The sequence below is a fragment of the Shinella zoogloeoides genome, assembly GCF_022682305.1.
GTDB classification, from domain to species: Bacteria; Pseudomonadota; Alphaproteobacteria; order Rhizobiales; family Rhizobiaceae; genus Shinella; species Shinella zoogloeoides_B.
The window spans coordinates 1,599,514-1,617,231 of the sequence record NZ_CP093528.1 but is presented as its reverse complement, the minus strand read 5'-3'; the positions used below and the strand labels follow the sequence as shown (position 1 = coordinate 1,617,231).

16 protein-coding genes are annotated in these 17,718 nt (G+C 64.8%); 5 read left to right on the top strand and 11 right to left on the bottom strand.

What is annotated here, in order from left to right:
* Nucleotides 1–17 precede the first annotated feature (17 nt).
* From lipA to MOE34_RS08325, 10 genes are all read right to left on the bottom strand, one after another.
* Nucleotides 18–995: a lipoyl synthase gene (gene lipA / locus MOE34_RS08370; protein ID WP_242222811.1), complete on the bottom strand. Its 978-nt coding sequence runs from the start codon at nt 993–995 to the stop codon at nt 18–20.
* A gap of 88 nt (nt 996–1,083) precedes the next feature.
* On the bottom strand, nt 1,084–2,529 hold the full coding sequence (gene lpdA / locus MOE34_RS08365) for a dihydrolipoyl dehydrogenase (RefSeq protein WP_242222808.1): 1,446 nt from the start codon (nt 2,527–2,529) through the stop codon (nt 1,084–1,086).
* 58 nt (nt 2,530–2,587) lie between these two features.
* A complete protein-coding gene (locus tag MOE34_RS08360; protein ID WP_242222806.1) occupies nt 2,588–3,229 on the bottom strand; it encodes an SGNH/GDSL hydrolase family protein in 642 nt (213 codons plus the stop codon).
* Nucleotides 3,230–3,244: 15 nt separating this feature from the next.
* Entirely contained in the window at nt 3,245–4,588 is a 1,344-nt protein-coding gene (locus MOE34_RS08355) for a pyruvate dehydrogenase complex dihydrolipoamide acetyltransferase (protein WP_242222805.1), read from the bottom strand.
* 15 nt (nt 4,589–4,603) lie between these two features.
* Nucleotides 4,604–5,980 carry a pyruvate dehydrogenase complex E1 component subunit beta gene (locus tag MOE34_RS08350; RefSeq protein ID WP_242222803.1) on the bottom strand — a complete coding sequence of 459 codons (1,377 nt, stop codon included), beginning with the start codon at nt 5,978–5,980 and terminating at the stop codon, nt 4,604–4,606.
* 17 nt (nt 5,981–5,997) lie between these two features.
* Nucleotides 5,998–7,044: a pyruvate dehydrogenase (acetyl-transferring) E1 component subunit alpha gene (gene pdhA / locus MOE34_RS08345; RefSeq protein ID WP_242222801.1), complete on the bottom strand. Its 1,047-nt coding sequence runs from the start codon at nt 7,042–7,044 to the stop codon at nt 5,998–6,000.
* A gap of 149 nt (nt 7,045–7,193) precedes the next feature.
* The gene (locus MOE34_RS08340; RefSeq protein WP_242222799.1) at nt 7,194–7,502 is read right to left on the bottom strand and encodes an FtsB family cell division protein; all 309 of its coding nucleotides are present in this window, start codon (nt 7,500–7,502) and stop codon (nt 7,194–7,196) included.
* Between the two features lie 450 nt (nt 7,503–7,952).
* Nucleotides 7,953–9,227, bottom strand: a complete 1,275-nt coding sequence (eno, locus tag MOE34_RS08335) for a phosphopyruvate hydratase (protein ID WP_242222798.1) — start codon at nt 9,225–9,227, stop codon at nt 7,953–7,955.
* Nucleotides 9,228–9,357: 130 nt separating this feature from the next.
* Nucleotides 9,358–10,197, bottom strand: coding sequence for a 3-deoxy-8-phosphooctulonate synthase (gene kdsA / locus MOE34_RS08330; protein ID WP_242222796.1), 840 nt, complete (start codon nt 10,195–10,197; stop codon nt 9,358–9,360).
* A 1-nt stretch (nt 10,198) separates the two neighbouring features.
* The gene (locus tag MOE34_RS08325) at nt 10,199–11,092 is read right to left on the bottom strand and encodes a VOC family protein (protein WP_242222793.1); all 894 of its coding nucleotides are present in this window, start codon (nt 11,090–11,092) and stop codon (nt 10,199–10,201) included.
* A gap of 300 nt (nt 11,093–11,392) precedes the next feature.
* Between MOE34_RS08325 and MOE34_RS08320 the strand changes: the two genes are divergently transcribed.
* The 3 genes from MOE34_RS08320 to MOE34_RS08310 all read left to right on the top strand — a co-directional run bounded on the left by MOE34_RS08320 (nt 11,393) and on the right by MOE34_RS08310 (nt 14,720).
* The gene (locus MOE34_RS08320) at nt 11,393–12,478 is read left to right on the top strand and encodes an NAD(P)/FAD-dependent oxidoreductase (protein WP_242222791.1); all 1,086 of its coding nucleotides are present in this window, start codon (nt 11,393–11,395) and stop codon (nt 12,476–12,478) included.
* 97 nt (nt 12,479–12,575) lie between these two features.
* Entirely contained in the window at nt 12,576–13,316 is a 741-nt protein-coding gene (locus MOE34_RS08315) for a metallophosphoesterase family protein (protein ID WP_242222789.1), read from the top strand.
* On the top strand, nt 13,317–14,720 hold the full coding sequence (locus tag MOE34_RS08310) for a bifunctional serine/threonine-protein kinase/universal stress protein (protein WP_242222787.1): 1,404 nt from the start codon (nt 13,317–13,319) through the stop codon (nt 14,718–14,720).
* A gap of 5 nt (nt 14,721–14,725) precedes the next feature.
* On the opposite strand, the gene MOE34_RS08305 is transcribed toward MOE34_RS08310, so the two are convergent.
* Nucleotides 14,726–15,685 carry a GlxA family transcriptional regulator gene (locus MOE34_RS08305; protein ID WP_242222785.1) on the bottom strand — a complete coding sequence of 320 codons (960 nt, stop codon included), beginning with the start codon at nt 15,683–15,685 and terminating at the stop codon, nt 14,726–14,728.
* Between the two features lie 97 nt (nt 15,686–15,782).
* On the opposite strand from MOE34_RS08305, the gene MOE34_RS08300 reads away from it, so the two are divergent.
* Nucleotides 15,783–16,328 (top strand): cysteine hydrolase family protein, encoded by a 546-nt coding sequence (locus MOE34_RS08300; RefSeq protein ID WP_242222784.1) that lies wholly within the window; start codon nt 15,783–15,785, stop codon nt 16,326–16,328.
* A 170-nt stretch (nt 16,329–16,498) separates the two neighbouring features.
* The gene (locus MOE34_RS08295) at nt 16,499–17,650 is read left to right on the top strand and encodes a ceramide glucosyltransferase (RefSeq protein WP_242222782.1); all 1,152 of its coding nucleotides are present in this window, start codon (nt 16,499–16,501) and stop codon (nt 17,648–17,650) included.
* The last annotated feature ends 68 nt before the right edge of the window (nt 17,651–17,718 follow it).

Genomic DNA, 17,718 nt, shown 5'->3' with positions numbered 1-17,718 from the left:
GAGACCGGCGGAAAAGTCTATTCCGCGGCGGCGAGAAGTTTTTTCTCGCGGGCGGCGCGCAGGCGGGCGAAGTCGTCGCCGGCATGGTGCGAGGAGCGCGTCAGCGGGCTGGAGGAGACCATCAGGAAACCCTTGGTATAGGCGACGGTCTCGTAGGACTTGAACTCGTCCGGCGTCACGAAACGATCGACCTTGTGGTGCTTGCGCGTCGGCTGAAGGTACTGGCCGATGGTCAGGAAGTCGACGTCGGCGGTGCGCAGGTCGTCCATAAGCTGGAGCACTTCGTTGCGCTCCTCGCCGAGGCCCACCATGATGCCCGACTTGGTGAACATGGTCGGGTCCAGTTCCTTCACGCGCTGCAGGAGGCGGACGGAGTGGAAGTAGCGCGCGCCGGGGCGAACCGTGAGATAGTTGCCCGGCACGGTTTCCATATTGTGGTTGAAGACGTCGGGCTTTGCGGCGACGACGCGCTCCAGAGCGCCCGGCTTCTTCAGGAAGTCCGGCGTCAGAATCTCGATGGTGGTTGCGGGCGACGCGGCGCGGATCGCCCAGATCACCTTTTCAAAATGCTCGGCGCCGCCGTCTTCCAGATCGTCGCGGTCAACCGAGGTGATGACGACATGCGACAGGCCCATCTGCTTGACGGCCTTGGCGACGTTTTCCGGCTCCTCCATGTCGAGCGCATTGGGCTTGCCCGTCGCCACGTTGCAGAAGGCACAGGCGCGGGTACAGATCTCGCCCATGATCATGAAGGTCGCGTGCTTCTTGTCCCAGCACTCGCCGATATTCGGGCAGCCCGCTTCCTCGCAGACCGTAACCAGCTTGTGGCTGCGCACGAGATCGCGCGTTTCCTGATAGGCTTTTGAGACCGGCGCCTTGACGCGGATCCATTCCGGCTTGCGCAGCACCTCGGTATCCGGCCGATGGGCCTTTTCCGGGTGGCGAACGCGCGGAACGTTCGGGTCAGGATTGGTGCGGTCGAGAATGGTGACCATGTCTATCCACTTCCTAGCGGGCTTCTGCGCCCGTCTTGCGGACCGAAATTCGAAAGCCCGCCTCATGTGGAGGCGGGCTTTAGCACGTTCAAGCGTTCAGTGCACGCCCATAGGCGTCGAGAACGCTTTCCTTCATGGTTTCCGAGATCGTCGGATGCGGGAAGATCGTGTGCATCAGCTCTTCCTCGGTCGTCTCCAGGTTCATGGCGACCACGAAGCCCTGGATCATTTCCGTCACTTCCGCGCCCACCATATGCGCGCCGAGCAGTTCGCCGGTCTTCTTGTCGAAGATCGTCTTGACCATGCCCTGGTCCTCGCCGAGCGCGACGGCCTTGCCGTTGCCGGCGAAGGTGAAGCGGCCGACGCGAATGTCGCGGCCCTGTTCCTTGGCCTTGGCTTCCGTGAGGCCGACCGAGGCGACCTGCGGGTGGCAATAGGTGCAGCCCGGAATCTTGGACTTGTCCATCGGATGGACGTTCGGCAGGCCGGCGATCTTCTCGATGCAGATGACGGCCTCGTGCTCGGCCTTGTGGGCGAGCATCGGCGGGCCGGCGACGTCACCGATGGCATAGATTCCGGGAACGTTCGTCTTGCCGTAGCCGTCGATGGCGATGAAGCCGCGGTCGGTCTTCACGCCGATCGCCTCGAGGCCGATATTCTCGATATTGGCCTGCACGCCGACGGCGGAGATCATGCGGTCGGCCGTGATCTTCTCGATCTTGCCGTCCTTCATCTCGACATGGGCGGTGACCGAGTTGGCGCCCTTCTCCACCTTGGCGACCTTGGCCTCCAGATGGATCTTCATGCCCTGCTTTTCGAACTGCTTCTTGGCGAGCGCCGAGATTTCGACGTCCTCGACCGGCATGACGGACTTCATCACCTCGACGACGGTCACATCGACGCCGAGCGTGCGATAGAAGGAAGCAAACTCGATGCCGATGGCGCCCGAGCCCATGACGAGCAGCGACTTCGGCATTTCCTCCGGCTTCATCGCCTCGAAATAGGTCCAGATCAGCTTACCGTCAGGCTCGATGCCCGGCAGCGCGCGCGGACGGGCGCCGGTGGCGATGACGATGTGCTTGGCCGTGTAGGTGCCTTCGGGAAGGACGTTCTTCGGAACGGGTGCCTGCGGCTGCTGGATTGCCTTGGTCGTCTTGGAAACGACGATCTCGCCGGGCTTCGTGACCTTGGCCTCGCCCCAGATGACATCGACCTTGTTCTTCTTCATCAGGAAGCCGACGCCGCCGTTCATGCGCTGGGCAATGCCGCGCGAGCGGGCGACGATGGCCTTGAGGTCCGGCGTGACCGAGCCTTCGACCTTGATGCCATAGTCACCGGGATGCTGGGCGTAATGGAAAATTTCCGCCGAGCGCAGCAGCGCCTTGGTGGGAATGCAGCCCCAGTTGGAGCAGATGCCGGCGAGGTGCTCGCGCTCCACGATGGCCGTCTTCAGGCCGAGCTGCGCCGCACGGATCGCGGCGATGTAGCCGCCCGGACCCGAACCGATTACGATGACGTCGTAGGATTGAGCCATGTCGTTTCCTGCCTCACTTGTTGCGCGGGAACGAAGCGCCGCGTCTTGTCCTATATGTTTAGAGTCCGAGCATCATGCGCACGACCGGTTCCAGACCCTTGCCGATCGCCCGCGTATTGGCCGCATCGAGATGCACGCCGTCGAGCGGCGTCGTCTCAGCGACGGAGCCTGCATCGAAGAAGCCGCAGCCGGTTTCGTCCGCAAGGTCCGCATAGAGCGTCGCCAGCATGGCCGACTGCTCCACGCCGCCGGCAAACATCGCCGCGAAGACGGTGTTGGCGGTTTCGCAAAGCGGCGGCGGCGAGACGAGCAGCACTTCCGGCCCCTCTTCCGCACCGAACGACCAGGCGTGGTGGCGCACCAGCGACACCAGCCGCTCCATGCCCTGCACCGAACCGAAGGCCGTGCCGCAGATGGCAGGCTTCATGTCGTTGGCGCCCAGCAAGATGATCACGAGATCGATCGGGTCGTGGCTGTGCAGGATCGTCGGCAGGATGCGCGCGCCGTTGCGGTCGCAATCCGCCAGATGGTCGTCATAGGCGGTGGTGCGGCCATTGAGACCCTCCGCTATCACGGTGGCGTCAGGTCCGAGAGCCTTGGCGAGAACGCTCGGCCACCGATCCGCGAAGGCGTGCCGGTCGAGCGTTTCCGCGTTGTAGCCCCAGGTCAGGCTGTCACCGTAGCAGAGAACCGTTTTCATGGCCGCACCCCGCTATCAGACGAGCATCCCCATCGGGTTCTCGATGTAGCGCTTGAAGGCGCCGAGAAGCTCGGCTCCGAGCGCGCCATCGACGCAGCGATGGTCGGTGGAGAGCGTCACGGTCATCGCGTTGACGATGACCATCTCGCCCTTCTTGACCACGACTCGCTCCTCGCCCGCGCCGACCGCCAGGATCGTCGCGTGCGGCGGGTTCACGACGGCGGCGAAGTTCTTCACGCCCATCATGCCCATGTTGGAGACCGCGGTCGTGCCGCCCTGGTATTCCTCGGGCTTCAGCTTGCGTTCCTTGGCGCGCTTGCCGAGGTCCTTCATCTCGTTGGAGATGGTGGACAGGGTCTTCAGTTCGGCGCTGCGGATGATCGGGGTGATCAGGCCGCCCGGAATGGAGACGGCGACGCCGACATCCGCGTGCTTGTGCTTGACCATGTTGCTGTCGGTCCAGGAGACGTTGGCGTCCGGCACGTCGCGCAGCGCGAGCGCCATGGCCTTGATCACCATGTCGTTGACCGAGAGCTTGTAGCCCGGCTTGCCGTCCTTGTCCGTCGGGGCGGAGCCGTTGAGCTGGGCGCGTAGCGCGAGCAGCGCGTCGAGTTCGACGTCGACCGAGACGTAGAAGTGCGGGATCGTCTGCTTGGATTCCTGCAGGCGCTTGGCGATGGTCTTGCGCATGCCGTCATGCGGCACGAGCTCGTAAGAACCCGGCTCGAAGAGCTTGAGCACGGCATCTTCAGACATGCCCTTCGGAGCGCTGGCAGGCGCAGCGGACGCGGCAGCAGCAGCCGGGGCCGCAGCAGCGGCGGGCTTGGCGCCGCCGGAGGCCACGGCCTTCTCGACGTCGCTCTTGACCACACGGCCATGCGGGCCGGAGCCGGTGACGGCCGAAATGTCGATCCCGGCCTCCTTGGCGATACGGCGGGCGAGCGGCGAGGAGAAGAGACCGTTGCCGACGCGCGGGCCGGCAGCGGCGGCTGCCGTCGCAGGCGCAGCGGCGGCCGGGGCTGCGGCAGCAGCAGCGGGCTTTTCGGCTTCCTTCGGTGCTTCCGCCTTCGGAGCAGCGGCACTGCCACCGCCGGCAGCGGCGGCAGCCACGTCTTCGCCGTCAGCGGCGAGGATGGCGATCAGGCTGTTGACCTTTACGCCTTCCGTACCGGCCGGCACGACGATCTTGGCGACAACGCCTTCATCGACGGCTTCGACTTCCATCGTCGCCTTGTCGGTCTCGATCTCGGCGATGACGTCACCGGATTTCACGGTGTCGCCTTCCTTGACGAGCCACTTGGCGAGATTGCCCTCTTCCATGGTGGGCGAAAGGGCCGGCATCGTAATGTTGATCGGCATACCTCAACCCTCCCCTTACTTGTAGCAGACGGTTTTGACCGCCTGGACGACTTCGCCGACATTCGGAAGCGCCAGCTTTTCGAGATTGGCGGCGTAGGGCATCGGAACGTCCTTGCCGGCAATCGTCAGGATCGGCGCATCGAGATAATCGAAGGCCTGCTGCATGACGCGGGTCGCGATCTCGGTGCCGACGGAAGACTGCGGGAAGCCCTCTTCGACGACGACGAGACGGCCGGTCTTCTTGACCGATTCGATGACGGTCGGCAGATCCATCGGGCGGATGGTGCGAAGGTCGATCAGTTCGACGTCGATGCCGTCCTTCTCAAGTTCCGTGATGGCCTTCAGCGCATAGGTCATGCCGATGCCGAAGGAGACGACGGTGACGTCGTTGCCCTTCTTGTGAATGCGGGCCTTGCCGATCGGCAGCACGAAATCGTCCATCTTCGGCACTTCGAAGCTCTGGCCGTAGAGGATTTCGTTTTCAAGGAAGATGACCGGGTTCGGATCGCGGATGGCGGCCTTGAGCAGGCCCTTGGCGTCGGCTGCCGTGTAGGGCATGACGACCTTGAGGCCGGGAACATGGCTGTACCAGGCCGCATAGCACTGCGAGTGCTGGGCGGCGACGCGGGCTGCCGCGCCGTTCGGGCCGCGGAAGACGATCGGCGCGCCCATCTGGCCACCAGACATATAGAGCGTCTTGGCGGCGGAGTTGATGACGTGGTCGATGGCCTGCATGGCGAAGTTGAAGGTCATGAATTCCACGACCGGCTTCAGACCCGTCATCGCGGCGCCGACGCCGAGGCCGGCAAAGCCGTGCTCGGTGATCGGCGTGTCGATGACGCGGCGGTCGCCGAACTCCTGAAGAAGGCCCTGCGTGATCTTGTAGGCGCCCTGATATTCGGCCACTTCCTCGCCCATGACGAAGACGTCGGCGTCGCGACGCATTTCTTCCGCCATGGCGTCGCGCAGCGCTTCGCGCACCGTCGTCATGACCATTTCGGTACCGGCCGGGATATCCGGATCGGACGCGACTTCGCCCTTCGGCGCAGCCGGAACGGGCGCGGCAGCCGGAGCTGCAGCAGGCGCAGCGGCTTCCGCCGGCTTTTCCGCGGCGGCGGCCTTCGGCGCGGCAACAGCGTCGGCGCTTTCGCCATCCTGCAGCAGAACGGCGATCGCGGTGTTGACCTTGACGCCCTCGGTGCCGGCGGCGATCAGGATCTTGCCGATCACACCTTCGTCGACGGCTTCGACTTCCATCGTCGCCTTGTCGGTTTCGATTTCGGCGATCACGTCGCCGGACTTGACGGTGTCACCCTCGTTCTTGACCCACTTGGAGAGCGTGCCCTCCTCCATGGTCGGAGACAGGGCGGGCATGAGAATCTCGATTGGCATTGGTGTCCCTCCCCGGATTACAGCAGGATGTCGGTGTAGAGTTCGGATGCATCCGGCTCCGGATCGGCCTGCGCGAAATCGGCGCTGTCGGCGACGACGTCACGGATGTCCTTGTCGATCTGCTTGAGATCGTCTTCGCTCGCCCAGCCCTTTTCCAGAAGGCGCGCGCGCACCTGCTCGATCGGGTCGTGCTCGGAGCGCATCTTCTGCACTTCATCCTTCGAGCGGTATTTCGCCGGGTCCGACATGGAGTGGCCGCGATAGCGATAGGTCTGCATTTCGAGAATGATCGGACCCTTGCCGGAGCGGCAATGCTCGACAGCCTCGTCGGCCGCGGCCTTCACGGCGCGAACGTCCATGCCGTCGACCTGGTAGCCCGGAATGCCGAAGGAGGTGCCGCGCTCGGAGAAGTTCGTCTGGGCGGAGGCGCGCGAGACGGCGGTGCCCATGGCGTAGCGGTTGTTCTCGATGATGTAGATGACCGGCAGCTTCCAGAGCGCGGCCATGTTGAAGCTTTCGTAGACCTGGCCCTGGTTGGCCGCGCCGTCGCCGAAATAGGTCAGCGAGACGTTGTCGTTGCCGCGGTAGCGGTTGGCGAAGGCGAGGCCCGTGCCGAGCGACACCTGGCCGCCGACGATACCGTGGCCGCCATAGAAATGCTTCTCCTTGGAGAACATATGCATGGAGCCGCCCTTGCCCTTGGAAAGGCCGCCCCGGCGTCCGGTCAGCTCCGCCATCACGCCGCGCGCATTCATGCCGCAGGCGAGCATGTGGCCGTGGTCACGGTAGCCGGTGATGACCTGGTCGCCTTCCTTCAGCGCCATCTGCATGCCGACGACGACAGCTTCCTGGCCGATATAGAGGTGACAGAAGCCGCCGATGAAGCCCATGCCGTAGAGCTGGCCGGCCTTTTCCTCGAAACGCCGGATGAACAGCATCTCGCGGTAGGCCTTCAGGTCGTCTTCCTTGGAGAAGTCGGCGATGATGCCGCCGTTGAAATCTTTTTTCGCAGGCTTTGCCGCAAGCTTGCGGCTGGACGTGGACGCGTTTTTGCGCGGAGCCATTCGTACCTCCCTATGTTTGCCTCTTGGCGAAAACCATAGGGGAGAAAGCCCAGCGCAGCAATGCTATAAATGCATGGCTTATATTCTTCGCAAGCCGCTGATTACTAAGGCAGATTTATGATTAACCAGATTTCAGTTAATCGACTTTTTCAGTGGAAAATAACGATTTCGTCGGCCCGGGACATGTTGAGATACGAGCGCGCCTTTTCGTCGAGCATGTCGCGCTCGAGCGAGCCGTCACTCATCAAAGCCACCTCTTTTTCCAGGATCTGGCGCTGCCGCACGAGCACGTCCAGACGCGCCTGCCGTTCCACTCTCTGTCGCTCGAAATCCTCCATTCCGCGCAGACCCAAGTCGCCGTGAATGGAATGATACCCGAAGTAGGAAAGGAATGCGACTGTAATTACCGGTAGCGCCAAACGGCCGAATTTCCGCTTCTTATGATGCTTGGTCCACATGTCCGTGCCCTGATACGCAATACGGATTCGATACTAACGCCAAGGGGTTAACCGATCATTGACCATGATGGGGATGCGCAGGAAAAAGCGCGTGCGGCAGATACGGAGCGCCGCCGGCAGCCGCCCTGGACGGGGCCGGGCAGCACCGCCCGCGCAATCGCCCCGGGTTCGGCTCCGAAGGTATCTGACGGGGGAGAAAGGGTGATTTGGAGCGACGGGCCTGGCGCGTGACGCGACCCGGTGAAGCCCCCTCTCCGCTCCCTCGCCGACCTCACACCATCCGCTTTTTCATCGCCGTCCACCCTGCCCGCCGGGACTGCGCCGGCGGGTTGGCCGGGCGGCAAAAGGCGTAGCGAGCGCCTCTAAAAAGGGCCGTTCGCGCCCCTTCAAAAAACAAAACCCGCATCGTCAGATGCGGGTTTCGTCGTTTCGGAGAAACTGTTTCTCCAATCAGCCGCGCAGGATGCTGCGCCCTGCGAACCGGGCCTGTGCGCCAAGCTGCTCCTCGATGCGGATGAGCTGGTTGTACTTGGCGGTACGGTCGGAACGGGCGAGCGAACCGGTCTTGATCTGGCCGCAGTTGGTGGCGACGGCGAGGTCCGAGATGGTGGAGTCTTCCGTCTCGCCCGAGCGGTGCGACATGACGGCGGTGTAGCTCGCCTTGTGCGCGGTCTCGACGGCGTCGAGCGTCTCGGAGAGCGAGCCGATCTGGTTGACCTTGACGAGGATCGAGTTGGCGACGCCCATCTTGATGCCGTCACGCAGGCGTGCGGAGTTCGTCACGAACAGGTCGTCGCCGACGAGCTGCACCTTCTTGCCGATCTTGTCGGTCAGCGTCTTCCAGCCGTCCCAGTCGTCTTCCGCCATGCCGTCCTCGATGGAGAAGATCGGGTACTTGGCTGCCAGTTCGGCGAGGTAATCGGCCATGGCGGCCGGCTCCAGCGTGCGGCCTTCGCCTTCCAGCACGTATTTGCCGTCCTTGAAGAACTCGGTCGAGGCGCAGTCGAGCGCGATGAACATGTCTTCGCCCGGACGGTAGCCGGCCTTCTCGATGGACTTCATGATGAAGTCGAGAGCGGCGGGAGCCGAGGCGAGACCCGGCGCAAAGCCGCCTTCGTCGCCGACATTCGTGTTGTGGCCGTCGGCGGCGAGCTGCTTCTTCAGCGTGTGGAAGACTTCCGAGCCCATGCGCACGGCGTCACGGATCGTCTCGGCACCAACCGGAACGATCATGAATTCCTGGAAATCGATCGGGTTGTCGGCATGAGCGCCGCCATTGATGATGTTCATCATCGGCACCGGCAGGACGCGAGCGTTCGGGCCGCCGACATAGCGATAGAGCGGCAGGTTGGCGGCTTCGGCGGCGGCCTTGGCGACGGCGAGCGAGACGCCGAGGATGGCGTTGGCACCGAGGCGTGCCTTGTTCGGCGTGCCGTCGAGCTCGATCATCGTCTGGTCGACCTGGATCTGATCTTCGGCGTCGAGGCCGCCGATGGCTTCGAAGATTTCGCCGTTGACGGCGGCGACGGCGTTCTCGACACCCTTGCCGAGGTAGCGCGTGCCACCGTCGCGCAGTTCGACGGCTTCATGCGCGCCGGTGGAGGCGCCCGACGGAACGGCCGCGCGGCCGAAGCTGCCATCTTCGAGGTGCACGTCCACTTCAACGGTGGGATTGCCGCGGCTGTCGAGAATCTCGCGGCCGATGATGTCGATGATAGCAGTCATGGATATCGTCCTGGTTTCGGGGTTTATAAATCGATTAAAATCCACTTTTAATCGACCATGCGGAAATTACAATGGCGCGTCGGCGCCAGAAAAAACGGATGGCACGTCTCCGTGTCATCCGTTTGAAGTGTCAGGCCTTGGCGATTGCGTCGAAGGCGAGCAGCTTTTCGAGAAGCCTCGGCACGTCCTTGAGGTGGACCATGTTCGGCCCGTCGGAAGGCGCATGATCCGGGTCTTCGTGCGTTTCGACGAAGAGGCCGGCGACACCGACGGCGACCGCCGCCCGGGCCAGCGTCTCGACGAATTCGCGCTGCCCGCCGGAGGAGCCGCCCTGCCCGCCCGGCTGCTGCACCGAATGGGTCGCGTCGAACACGACCGGCGCACCGAGCGAGGCCATGATCGGCAGCGAACGCATGTCGGAGACCAGCGTGTTGTAGCCGAAGGATGCGCCGCGCTCGCAGAGCAGCACGTTGGGATTGCCGCTCTCGGTGAACTTGGCGAGCACGTTCTTCATGTCCCAGGGCGCGAGGAACTGGCCCTTCTTGACGTTGATCGTGCGGCCGGTCTTCGCCGCGGCGACGAGTAGGTCCGTCTGGCGCGACAGGAAGGCCGGGATCTGCAGGATATCGACCGTGCCGGCAACGAGGCCGCACTGCTCTTCCGTGTGAATGTCGGTCAGCACCGGAAAACCGAAATCCTTCTTGAGATCGGCGAAGATTTCCATCGCCTTTTCAAGCCCAATGCCGCGCTTGCCGGACAGCGAGGTGCGGTTCGCCTTGTCGAAGGAGGACTTGTAGACGAGGCCGATGCCGAGCTTTCCGCAGAGTTCAGCGAGCGTGCCGGCGATCATGTAGGCATGGTCGCGGCTCTCCATCTGGCAGGGGCCGGCGATCAGCGAGAAGCGTTTGTCTTGCGCGAAGGTGACCTTCCTGGCGCCTTCGCCGACAATAACGGTGGAATTGGTATTCATCTCATTCTCCAAAGACGAAGAGGACGCCCTGCCCCGGCGCCGGCGGCACCAGAAGACGGTTATCCCGTTCCCGGAAGGCGACGCCGCGCTCCGTCAGCAGGCGGCGACAATCGGACAGGCTGGAAACCTTGAAGACGACCGCCTGCCCCTTGAGGCCGCGATCCGCGCCGGCGACCGGCGCAATGCCGTAGAAGCCTTCGAGGCCGGCGTCGTTCAGCACAGTGATACGACCGCGCGGCGTCTCGACAGTCATGCCGAAGGACAGCGCCTCGACCTCGCGCTCGTCGGCGGCTTCCTGCACCAGATACTGGAAGTCGGTCGGGTTCTGTTCCGACAGCACGACTTCGGCAAGGGCGACGACGCCGTTCTCGTGCGCCTCCAGCGCCTTGCGGTCGGAGGGCAACGCCACGACGCGCTGGGACGCAAAGAAGAAGAAATCCGGGCTGCGCAGGTCGGCGGCGAAGGCAAGGCGGAAGCTGCCGGTCGCCTTCGTTCCATCAGGCAGCAGCATATCGCGGGAAAATTCCAGAACCTCGCCGCCGGAAAGGCCGGCCGCCGCGTAGCGCCGATCATCCTCGAAGGCATCGCCGGTCGCCATGGCGATACCGGAAAAGCCATCGAGGCCGCGACGGAAACGGAAGGCCTGGTCACGCGCGACGAAGGCGTTACCCTCGCGCGCCGCCGCCTCGCATTCCTCGCGATTGGCGATGCCGAGCGGTTCGAGGTAGCTGCCGTCGGCAAGGAAGACGCAACAGTTCTCCGTGCCGAACGGATGGCGGGCATCCTTCGCGACGGTGAAGCCAAGCGCCGTCAGCCGGTCGCGGGCAAGGGCAAGTTCGGATACCGGCAGCACCAGATGGTCGATCGGGCGGGGCGTTCTCGAACTCACGGTCATGGGCAAAATCCTGTCGTGTTTCAGGCGCGCTTGCTTTGCCTGCTTTCGCCGCGCAATGCAAGCGCCAGTACCGTGCTTGAAACATGGCGGGAACTTTTCCGCCCGCCCGCCATTTCGAACGACCTTCAACCATGGAGGCTGCACATTTCCCGGTCCCGCGATATCACCCGGCAACGCGATCTGCACCAGTCCCGTCCCGTTTGGGCGGATTCGCCGCGCATCTCCCTCAAAACACGATCAAGGCCGTCACGCGCCGATTACGACGTCATCGTCGTCGGCGCCGGCATATCCGGGGCACTGATGGCGCATGCTCTGGCGGACGGCAGGCGTTCCATTCTCGTCGTCGATCGGCGCGAACCCGTGCGGGGCAGCACGCTTGCCAGCACCGCGATGATCCAGCACGAGATCGATATTCCGCTCCACAGGCTTGCCGGCATGATCGGTGAGGAGAAGGCCCGGCGCGCGTGGCGGCGCTCTGCCCGCGCCGTCGAGCAATTGACGCATATCGTGTCGGATACCGGCATCTCCTGCGGCTTCGAGCGCAAGAAGACGCTGTTTCTTGCCGGTGATGCCTATGGCCGGCGGGCGCTGCACACGGAAGTCGAGGCCCGTCATGCCGCCGGCATCGCAGCGGATTTCCTCGCCGCCGCCGATCTTTCCAGCACCTTCTCCATCGACCGCACCGCCGCAATCCTCAGCGATATATCGGCCTCCGGCAATCCCGCGCAGATGGCGGCCGGCATCCTGCGGGCATCGGCGGGGCAAGGCGTGGAGATCGCAAGTCCACTCGAAATCACCGACATGCGCTCGACGCCGCAGGGTGTTTTCCTTGCAACCGCCACGGGCGCTCTGCTTTCCGCCCGCCACGTTGTCTTCTGCTCCGGCTATGAGTTTCTGGAGGCGGTGGCGAACAAAGACCATGCCATCGTCTCGACCTGGGCGCTTGCCACCCCACCGGCCACGAAGTTGCCGGACTGGCTGGGCGACTGCATCGTCTGGGAAGGCGCCGATCCCTATCTCTATTTCCGCCGCACCCGCGACGGCCGGCTGATCGCCGGCGGCGAGGACGAGGAAAGCGAGGATGCCTATGCCTCGCCGCGCAAGCTGAAAAGCAAGACGAGGACCATTCGCAGGAAACTGGAAGCGCTGCTCGATATCTCCCTTCCGGAGCCGGACCATATCTGGGCCGCGCCCTTCGGGACGACACGCACCGGCCTTCCGCTGATCGGCCGCGTTCCGGGCCACGAGAATGTCTTCGCGGTGATGGGATTCGGCGGAAACGGCATCACCTTCAGCCAGATCGCCGCCGAGATCGTCTCCGCGGACATTGCCGGCCACGGCGATGCGGATGCCGACCTCTTCGCCCTGACACGCGGTAAAACTTGACGAACCGCCAGTCACGCACCGCGATATTCCCCTTCCGTCGAATGGCTGCGGCGGGCAAGGCACGCTATGGTCTACGACGACTACAGATCGGATCGCCATGCTGCTCGCCATCCTCTCCGATATCCACGCCAACCGCGAGGCCTTCGAGGCCGTGCTGGCGGCCGCCGAGGACGCGGGCGCCGAACGCTTCGTGCTGCTCGGCGATATCGTCGGCTACGGCGCGGACCCGGAATGGTGCGCCGAGCGGGCGATGGCGCTTGCCGAAACGGGCGCGATCGTTTTGCGCGGCAACCACGACGATGCCGTCGGCAATCCTTCCGTCTCGATGAACCCGACGGCGACGCTCGCTCTCGAATGGACGCGCCGGCAGCTCGGCGGACGCACGCGCGCCTTCCTGGCCGCGTTGCCCTTCACCGCCCGCGAAGGCGATTGTCTCTTCGTCCACGCCGATGCCAGCGCACCGGCCGACTGGAACTATGTGCTTGATACGGGCGACGCCGGGCAACACCTTGCCGCCTGCACGGCACCCGTCAGCTTCTGCGGCCATGTGCACAAGCCGGCGCTCTACTGCACCGCGCCGGGCGGCAAGGTCACGTATTTCTGTCCCGTCGCCGCAACGCCGGTGCCGCTTCTGCCGCAGCGCCGGTGGCTCGCCGTCATGGGCGCCGTCGGCCAGCCGCGCGACGGCAACCCAGCCGCCGCCTTCGCGCTCTACGATACGGCAAGCGCGACGCTGCGCTTCCTGCGCGCCGCCTACGACGTGGGGAAGGCCGCCGGCAAGATTCACGCGGCGGGCCTGCCGGCCTCGCTCGCCGACCGCCTGTTCCGGGGACGCTAGATGGTGAAAGCACGCTTGAAACCCGGCGACGAGATCGATGGCTTCGTCATCGAGGATATCGCCCATAACGGCGGCATGGCGCGGATCTGGAAGGTCAGCCGGCCGGATATCGACATCCCGATCCTGATGAAGGTGCCGGTGATCGGCGAAGGCGACGACCCGGCGGCCATCGTCGGCTTCGAGATGGAGCAGATGATCCTGCCGCGCCTTTCCGGCCCGCATGTGCCGCGCTTTATCGCCAACGGCGACTTTGCGATGCTGCCCTATATCGTCATGGAGCGCCTGCCCGGCGGCTCGCTCTATCCGCTGCTGGAGCGCCTGCCGTTGCCGCCGGAAGAGGTCGCCGCCATCGGCGCGAAGGTGGCGGTGGCGCTCGATTCGCTGCACCGCCAGCATGTCGTGCATCTCGACCTGAAGCCCTCCAACGTCATGTTCCGCGAGACCGGCGAGGCGGTGCTGATCGACTATGGCCTTGCACGCCACATCCACTTGCCGGACCTGATGGACGAACAGTTCCGCCTGCCCTACGGCACCGCGCCCTATATGGCGCCCGAACAGGTGCTCGGCACGCGCAGCGATTTCCGCAGCGATCTCTTCGCGCTCGGCGTCATGCTCTATTTCTTCGCCACCGGCGAGCGCCCCTTCGGCGATCCGCAGCGCCTGAAGGGCCTGAAACGCCGGCTCTGGCGCGATCCGCTGCCGCCCCGCGCCCGCAATGCCGCCATCCCGCCGGCCTTGCAGGAGATCATCCTGCATTGCCTGGAGGTGAACCCGGCCTGGCGCTATCCGAGCGCCGCCCAGCTCGCCCTCGACCTGCAGGACCTTTCCGCCGTCAAGCTGACGGCGCGCGCGGACAAGATGAAACGCGACCCGCTCGGCACGGTGCTGCGCCGCCGGTTCAATCCGGTGCCCATCGAAACCGTGAAACCGCAGACCGCGGAAGCGCAGCTCGCCAACGCGCCCATCGTCGCCGTGGCGATAGACCTTGCCGGCAACGCACCGGACCTCGATGACGCCAAGCGCAAAACCGTCGCCCGCATCATCGAGAACACGCCGGACGCCCGCATCGCCTGCATCAATGTCCTGAAGATCAACCGCATCGCCATCGACACCTCGCTGGACGAGGAGGGCCGCAACAAGCACGTCCTGCGCCTCGTGCAACTGCGCAACTGGTCGACGGACCTTCCGACACCCGGCGGCGGCATCACCTTCCATGTGCTGGAGGCCGTCTCGCCGGCCGATGCCATCCTCGAATATGCCAGGGAAAACTATGTCGATCACATCGTCCTCGGCGCGCGCGCCGAATCGACGATGCGCTCCATGCTCGGCAGCGTCTCCGGCGAGATCGCGGCCCATGCGCCATGTACCGTGACGGTTGTGCGCAATCGCCAGCGGCCGGAATAGGCTCGTCAGGAGCGGAAGCGCTTGCGGTATTCCCCCGGCGTCAGCCCGACAATGCGGGCGAAGACCTTCCGGAACGCGCCGGGGTCGTTATAGCCGACATCGTTCGCCACGAGATCGACGGAGCGCGCGCCGAACTGCAACAGCTCCTGCGCCTTCGCCACGCGCAACCGCTGGCAATAGTCCGTCGTCGTCAGGCCCGTCGCCTTGCGGAAACGGCGAAGGAACGTCCGCTCCTCCAGTCCGGCCTGCGCGGCGAGCGCATCGATACCCACCTCCCGCGCCTCCGTCGCCTGCAGCCAATGCTGCACCTTCAGGATCGCCGCATCGCCATGCAGCAGGCGCGGCGAGAAGGTGCTGTAGTAACGCTGCTCGCGCCCCGGCGGATCGATGACGAACTGTCGTGCAATCTCCAGCATCACCGTTGGCCCGAGGAAGCGGTCGATCAGTTTCAGCCCGAGGTCGACCCAGGCCATGACGCCGCCCGCCGTGACGATATCGCCGTCGTCGCTGAGCAGCCGGTCCGTATCCACCCGCACCTGTGGGAAGCGCAGTTCGAACGTTTCCGCGATCACCCAGTTGGTGGTGATCGTCCGCCCGGCGAGAAGTCCCGTCTCCCCCAGCAGGAAAGCGCCCGCACAGATCGAGGCAAGCTGGATGCCGCTTGCATGACACTCGCAGAGCCATGCGGCAAAGGGCGCGGCGTCCTCGCGCCGGATCGGATCGCCAAGTGCCGGCGGGAGCACGAGCACGCAGGGCCGGGACGCTTCGCCGGACACATCGCCCACGCCGGTGCGGACCGGCTTGCCCTCATCGAGCCGCCAGTGGCTCACGCACAACCTCGGACCGGCCTTGCCCTTGCGGCCGGCAAGCTCCGTCGCGGCATTGAACAGATCGGTCATGCCAAGCACGGCGGCCATCTGCACGCCGGGATAGATCACCAGACCGATCTCCACCGAAGCAGCCATGTCATTTCCACCCTGAATTATGTCGGTATCGCCAATAGTCAGCGATGGCAGACCCGGGGCAATATGTCCATGACACTCCGTCAGGAAAGGATTTCCCATGAGCAAACGCGCCATTATCGTCGTCGATCTCCAGAAGGACTATCTCGCCACCGGCAGTTTCGCGCTGACCGGCATCGACACGGCCGCCGCCAATGCCGCCCGCGTCGTCGAGGCGGCCCGCCGGAAGGGCGACCGCATCGTGCATGTCCACCACATCTCGAAGGAGGCCGACTCCCCGCTGTTCGCGCCGAACACGGACGGCATCCAGCCGATCCCGGTCGTCGCGCCGCAAACGGGCGATACGGTCATCGTCAAGGCCTACCCGAACTCCTTCCGTGAGACGGCACTGCAGGAGACCCTTCAGGCAGACGGCGTCAGCGACGTCGTGGTGGTCGGCGCGATGAGCGACGTGTGCATCGACGCCACGGCGCGCGCGGCGGCCGATCTCGGCTACGGCCTCACCGTCGTGCACGACGCCTGCGCGACCCGCGACAAGGCCTTCGGCGATTCGGTCGTGCCGGCAGCGCAGGTCCACGCCACGATCATGTCCGCCCTCGAATTCGGCTACGGCACGGTCACGACGACTGCCGAATTCCTGTCATAACCTCCTGAAACCACGCGGGAAGCGCTGTTCGGCCCATCGATCCGGACGGCGCATTCCGGCCGAGGGGCGCGCACCGTCATGCCCCTGTCATGGGACGATGGTGTCTCTTGCCGCGTGAATGCACCCGGCAGCGGCCGCAAGACGGCCGGCGCCCATCGGAGTATGCCTGAATGGACATGGCCCAGGCCCTCGCCCTTGCCTCCGGCGCCCTCGTTGCGACCAATCTCGCCAGCATCCTTATCGCCGGAAAACGGCTGAAACCCGCCGGCGCGCCGCCGCCGGCCCTCGGCGGCAAGCCGCCGGTCTCCGTCGTCATCCCCGTGCGCGGCGTCGAGCGCTTTTCGGGCGAGACACTCGCTCGCGCCTTCCGCCTCGACTGGCCGCGCTATGAGCTGCTCTTCTGCGTCGCCCACGGCAACGATCCGATCGTCGCGATGATCGAGAAGACGGCCGCCGCCTATCCGCACATCGAAGCGCGCATCCTCGTCGGCGACGACCGCGTCGGCGCGAACCCGAAGCTCAACAACTGCGTCAAGGGCTGGCAGGCGGCCCGCCACGCCTGGGTGATCCTCGCCGATTCGAACGTGCTGATGCCGGCGGACTATATCCAGCATCTCGTGGGCGGCTGGCGCCGCGATTCCGGCCTCGTCTGCTCCACGCCGCTCGGCTCCCGGCCGGACGGTTTCTGGGCGGAGGTGGAATGCATGTTTCTCAATACCCAGCAGGCGCGCTGGCAATATGCCGGCGAAGCGCTCGGCCTCGGCTTCGCGCAGGGCAAGAGCATGCTCTGGCACAAGCCGCTGCTGGATGCGAATGGCGGCATCCACGCCCTGAATGCGGAAATCGCCGAAGACGCCGCCTCGACCAAGCTGGTGAACCGTCTCGGCCTCAAGGTCCACCTCGTCTCCTCCCCCTTCGAACAGCCGCTGGGGCGGCGCACCGGGCGGGAAATCTGGTCGCGCCAATGCCGCTGGTCGCGCCTTCGCCGTGTCACCTTCCCCCGCTTCTTCGCGCCGGAGATCCTGCTCGGCATACTGCCGCCCCTGCTGCTTGCCCTCGCCGCCGCCACCCTTGCCGGCGCATCGCTGCCGCTCGCCGCTCTACTGGTCTTCATCGGTATCTACCTGCCGGAAGCCGCCCTCGCCCGCGCCAAGGGCTGGCGGTTCTCGCTCCTGTCGATCCCGGCGCTGATTGTCCGCGACCTCCTGCTGCCCGCTATCTGGCTGCGTGCCTGGCTCGGTGGAACCATCGACTGGCGCGGCAATACGATGACGATCGGCACCGGCGCCTGCGAACTCAAGGAGGCCGCGGCCGGCCCCTGAACGGCCGCCCCGATAGGCCTTGCCGCATTTCCTTCTACAAGTGTGTCAAACCACCCATTTGCTGTTGC

Excerpts from the sequence above, each read along its gene's own strand:
- MOE34_RS08340 (WP_242222799.1), bottom strand. The coding sequence starts at position 7,502 with ATGTGGACCAAGCATCATAAGAAGCGGAAATTCGGCCGTTTGGCGCTA.
- MOE34_RS08315 (WP_242222789.1), top strand. The coding sequence starts at position 12,576 with ATGCTGCTCGCCATCCTCTCCGATATCCACGCCAACCGCGAGGCCTTC.
- MOE34_RS08300 (WP_242222784.1), top strand. The coding sequence starts at position 15,783 with ATGAGCAAACGCGCCATTATCGTCGTCGATCTCCAGAAGGACTATCTC.
- lipA (WP_242222811.1), bottom strand. The coding sequence starts at position 995 with ATGGTCACCATTCTCGACCGCACCAATCCTGACCCGAACGTTCCGCGC.
- lpdA (WP_242222808.1), bottom strand. The coding sequence starts at position 2,529 with ATGGCTCAATCCTACGACGTCATCGTAATCGGTTCGGGTCCGGGCGGC.
- MOE34_RS08350 (WP_242222803.1), bottom strand. The coding sequence starts at position 5,980 with ATGCCAATCGAGATTCTCATGCCCGCCCTGTCTCCGACCATGGAGGAG.
- eno (WP_242222798.1), bottom strand. The coding sequence starts at position 9,227 with ATGACTGCTATCATCGACATCATCGGCCGCGAGATTCTCGACAGCCGC.
- MOE34_RS08320 (WP_242222791.1), top strand. The coding sequence starts at position 11,393 with ATGGCGCATGCTCTGGCGGACGGCAGGCGTTCCATTCTCGTCGTCGAT.
- MOE34_RS08310 (WP_242222787.1), top strand. The coding sequence starts at position 13,317 with ATGGTGAAAGCACGCTTGAAACCCGGCGACGAGATCGATGGCTTCGTC.
- MOE34_RS08360 (WP_242222806.1), bottom strand. The coding sequence starts at position 3,229 with ATGAAAACGGTTCTCTGCTACGGTGACAGCCTGACCTGGGGCTACAAC.
- MOE34_RS08355 (WP_242222805.1), bottom strand. The coding sequence starts at position 4,588 with ATGCCGATCAACATTACGATGCCGGCCCTTTCGCCCACCATGGAAGAG.
- MOE34_RS08305 (WP_242222785.1), bottom strand. The coding sequence starts at position 15,685 with ATGGCTGCTTCGGTGGAGATCGGTCTGGTGATCTATCCCGGCGTGCAG.
- kdsA (WP_242222796.1), bottom strand. The coding sequence starts at position 10,197 with ATGAATACCAATTCCACCGTTATTGTCGGCGAAGGCGCCAGGAAGGTC.
- MOE34_RS08295 (WP_242222782.1), top strand. The coding sequence starts at position 16,499 with ATGGACATGGCCCAGGCCCTCGCCCTTGCCTCCGGCGCCCTCGTTGCG.
- MOE34_RS08325 (WP_242222793.1), bottom strand. The coding sequence starts at position 11,092 with ATGACCGTGAGTTCGAGAACGCCCCGCCCGATCGACCATCTGGTGCTG.
- pdhA (WP_242222801.1), bottom strand. The coding sequence starts at position 7,044 with ATGGCTCCGCGCAAAAACGCGTCCACGTCCAGCCGCAAGCTTGCGGCA.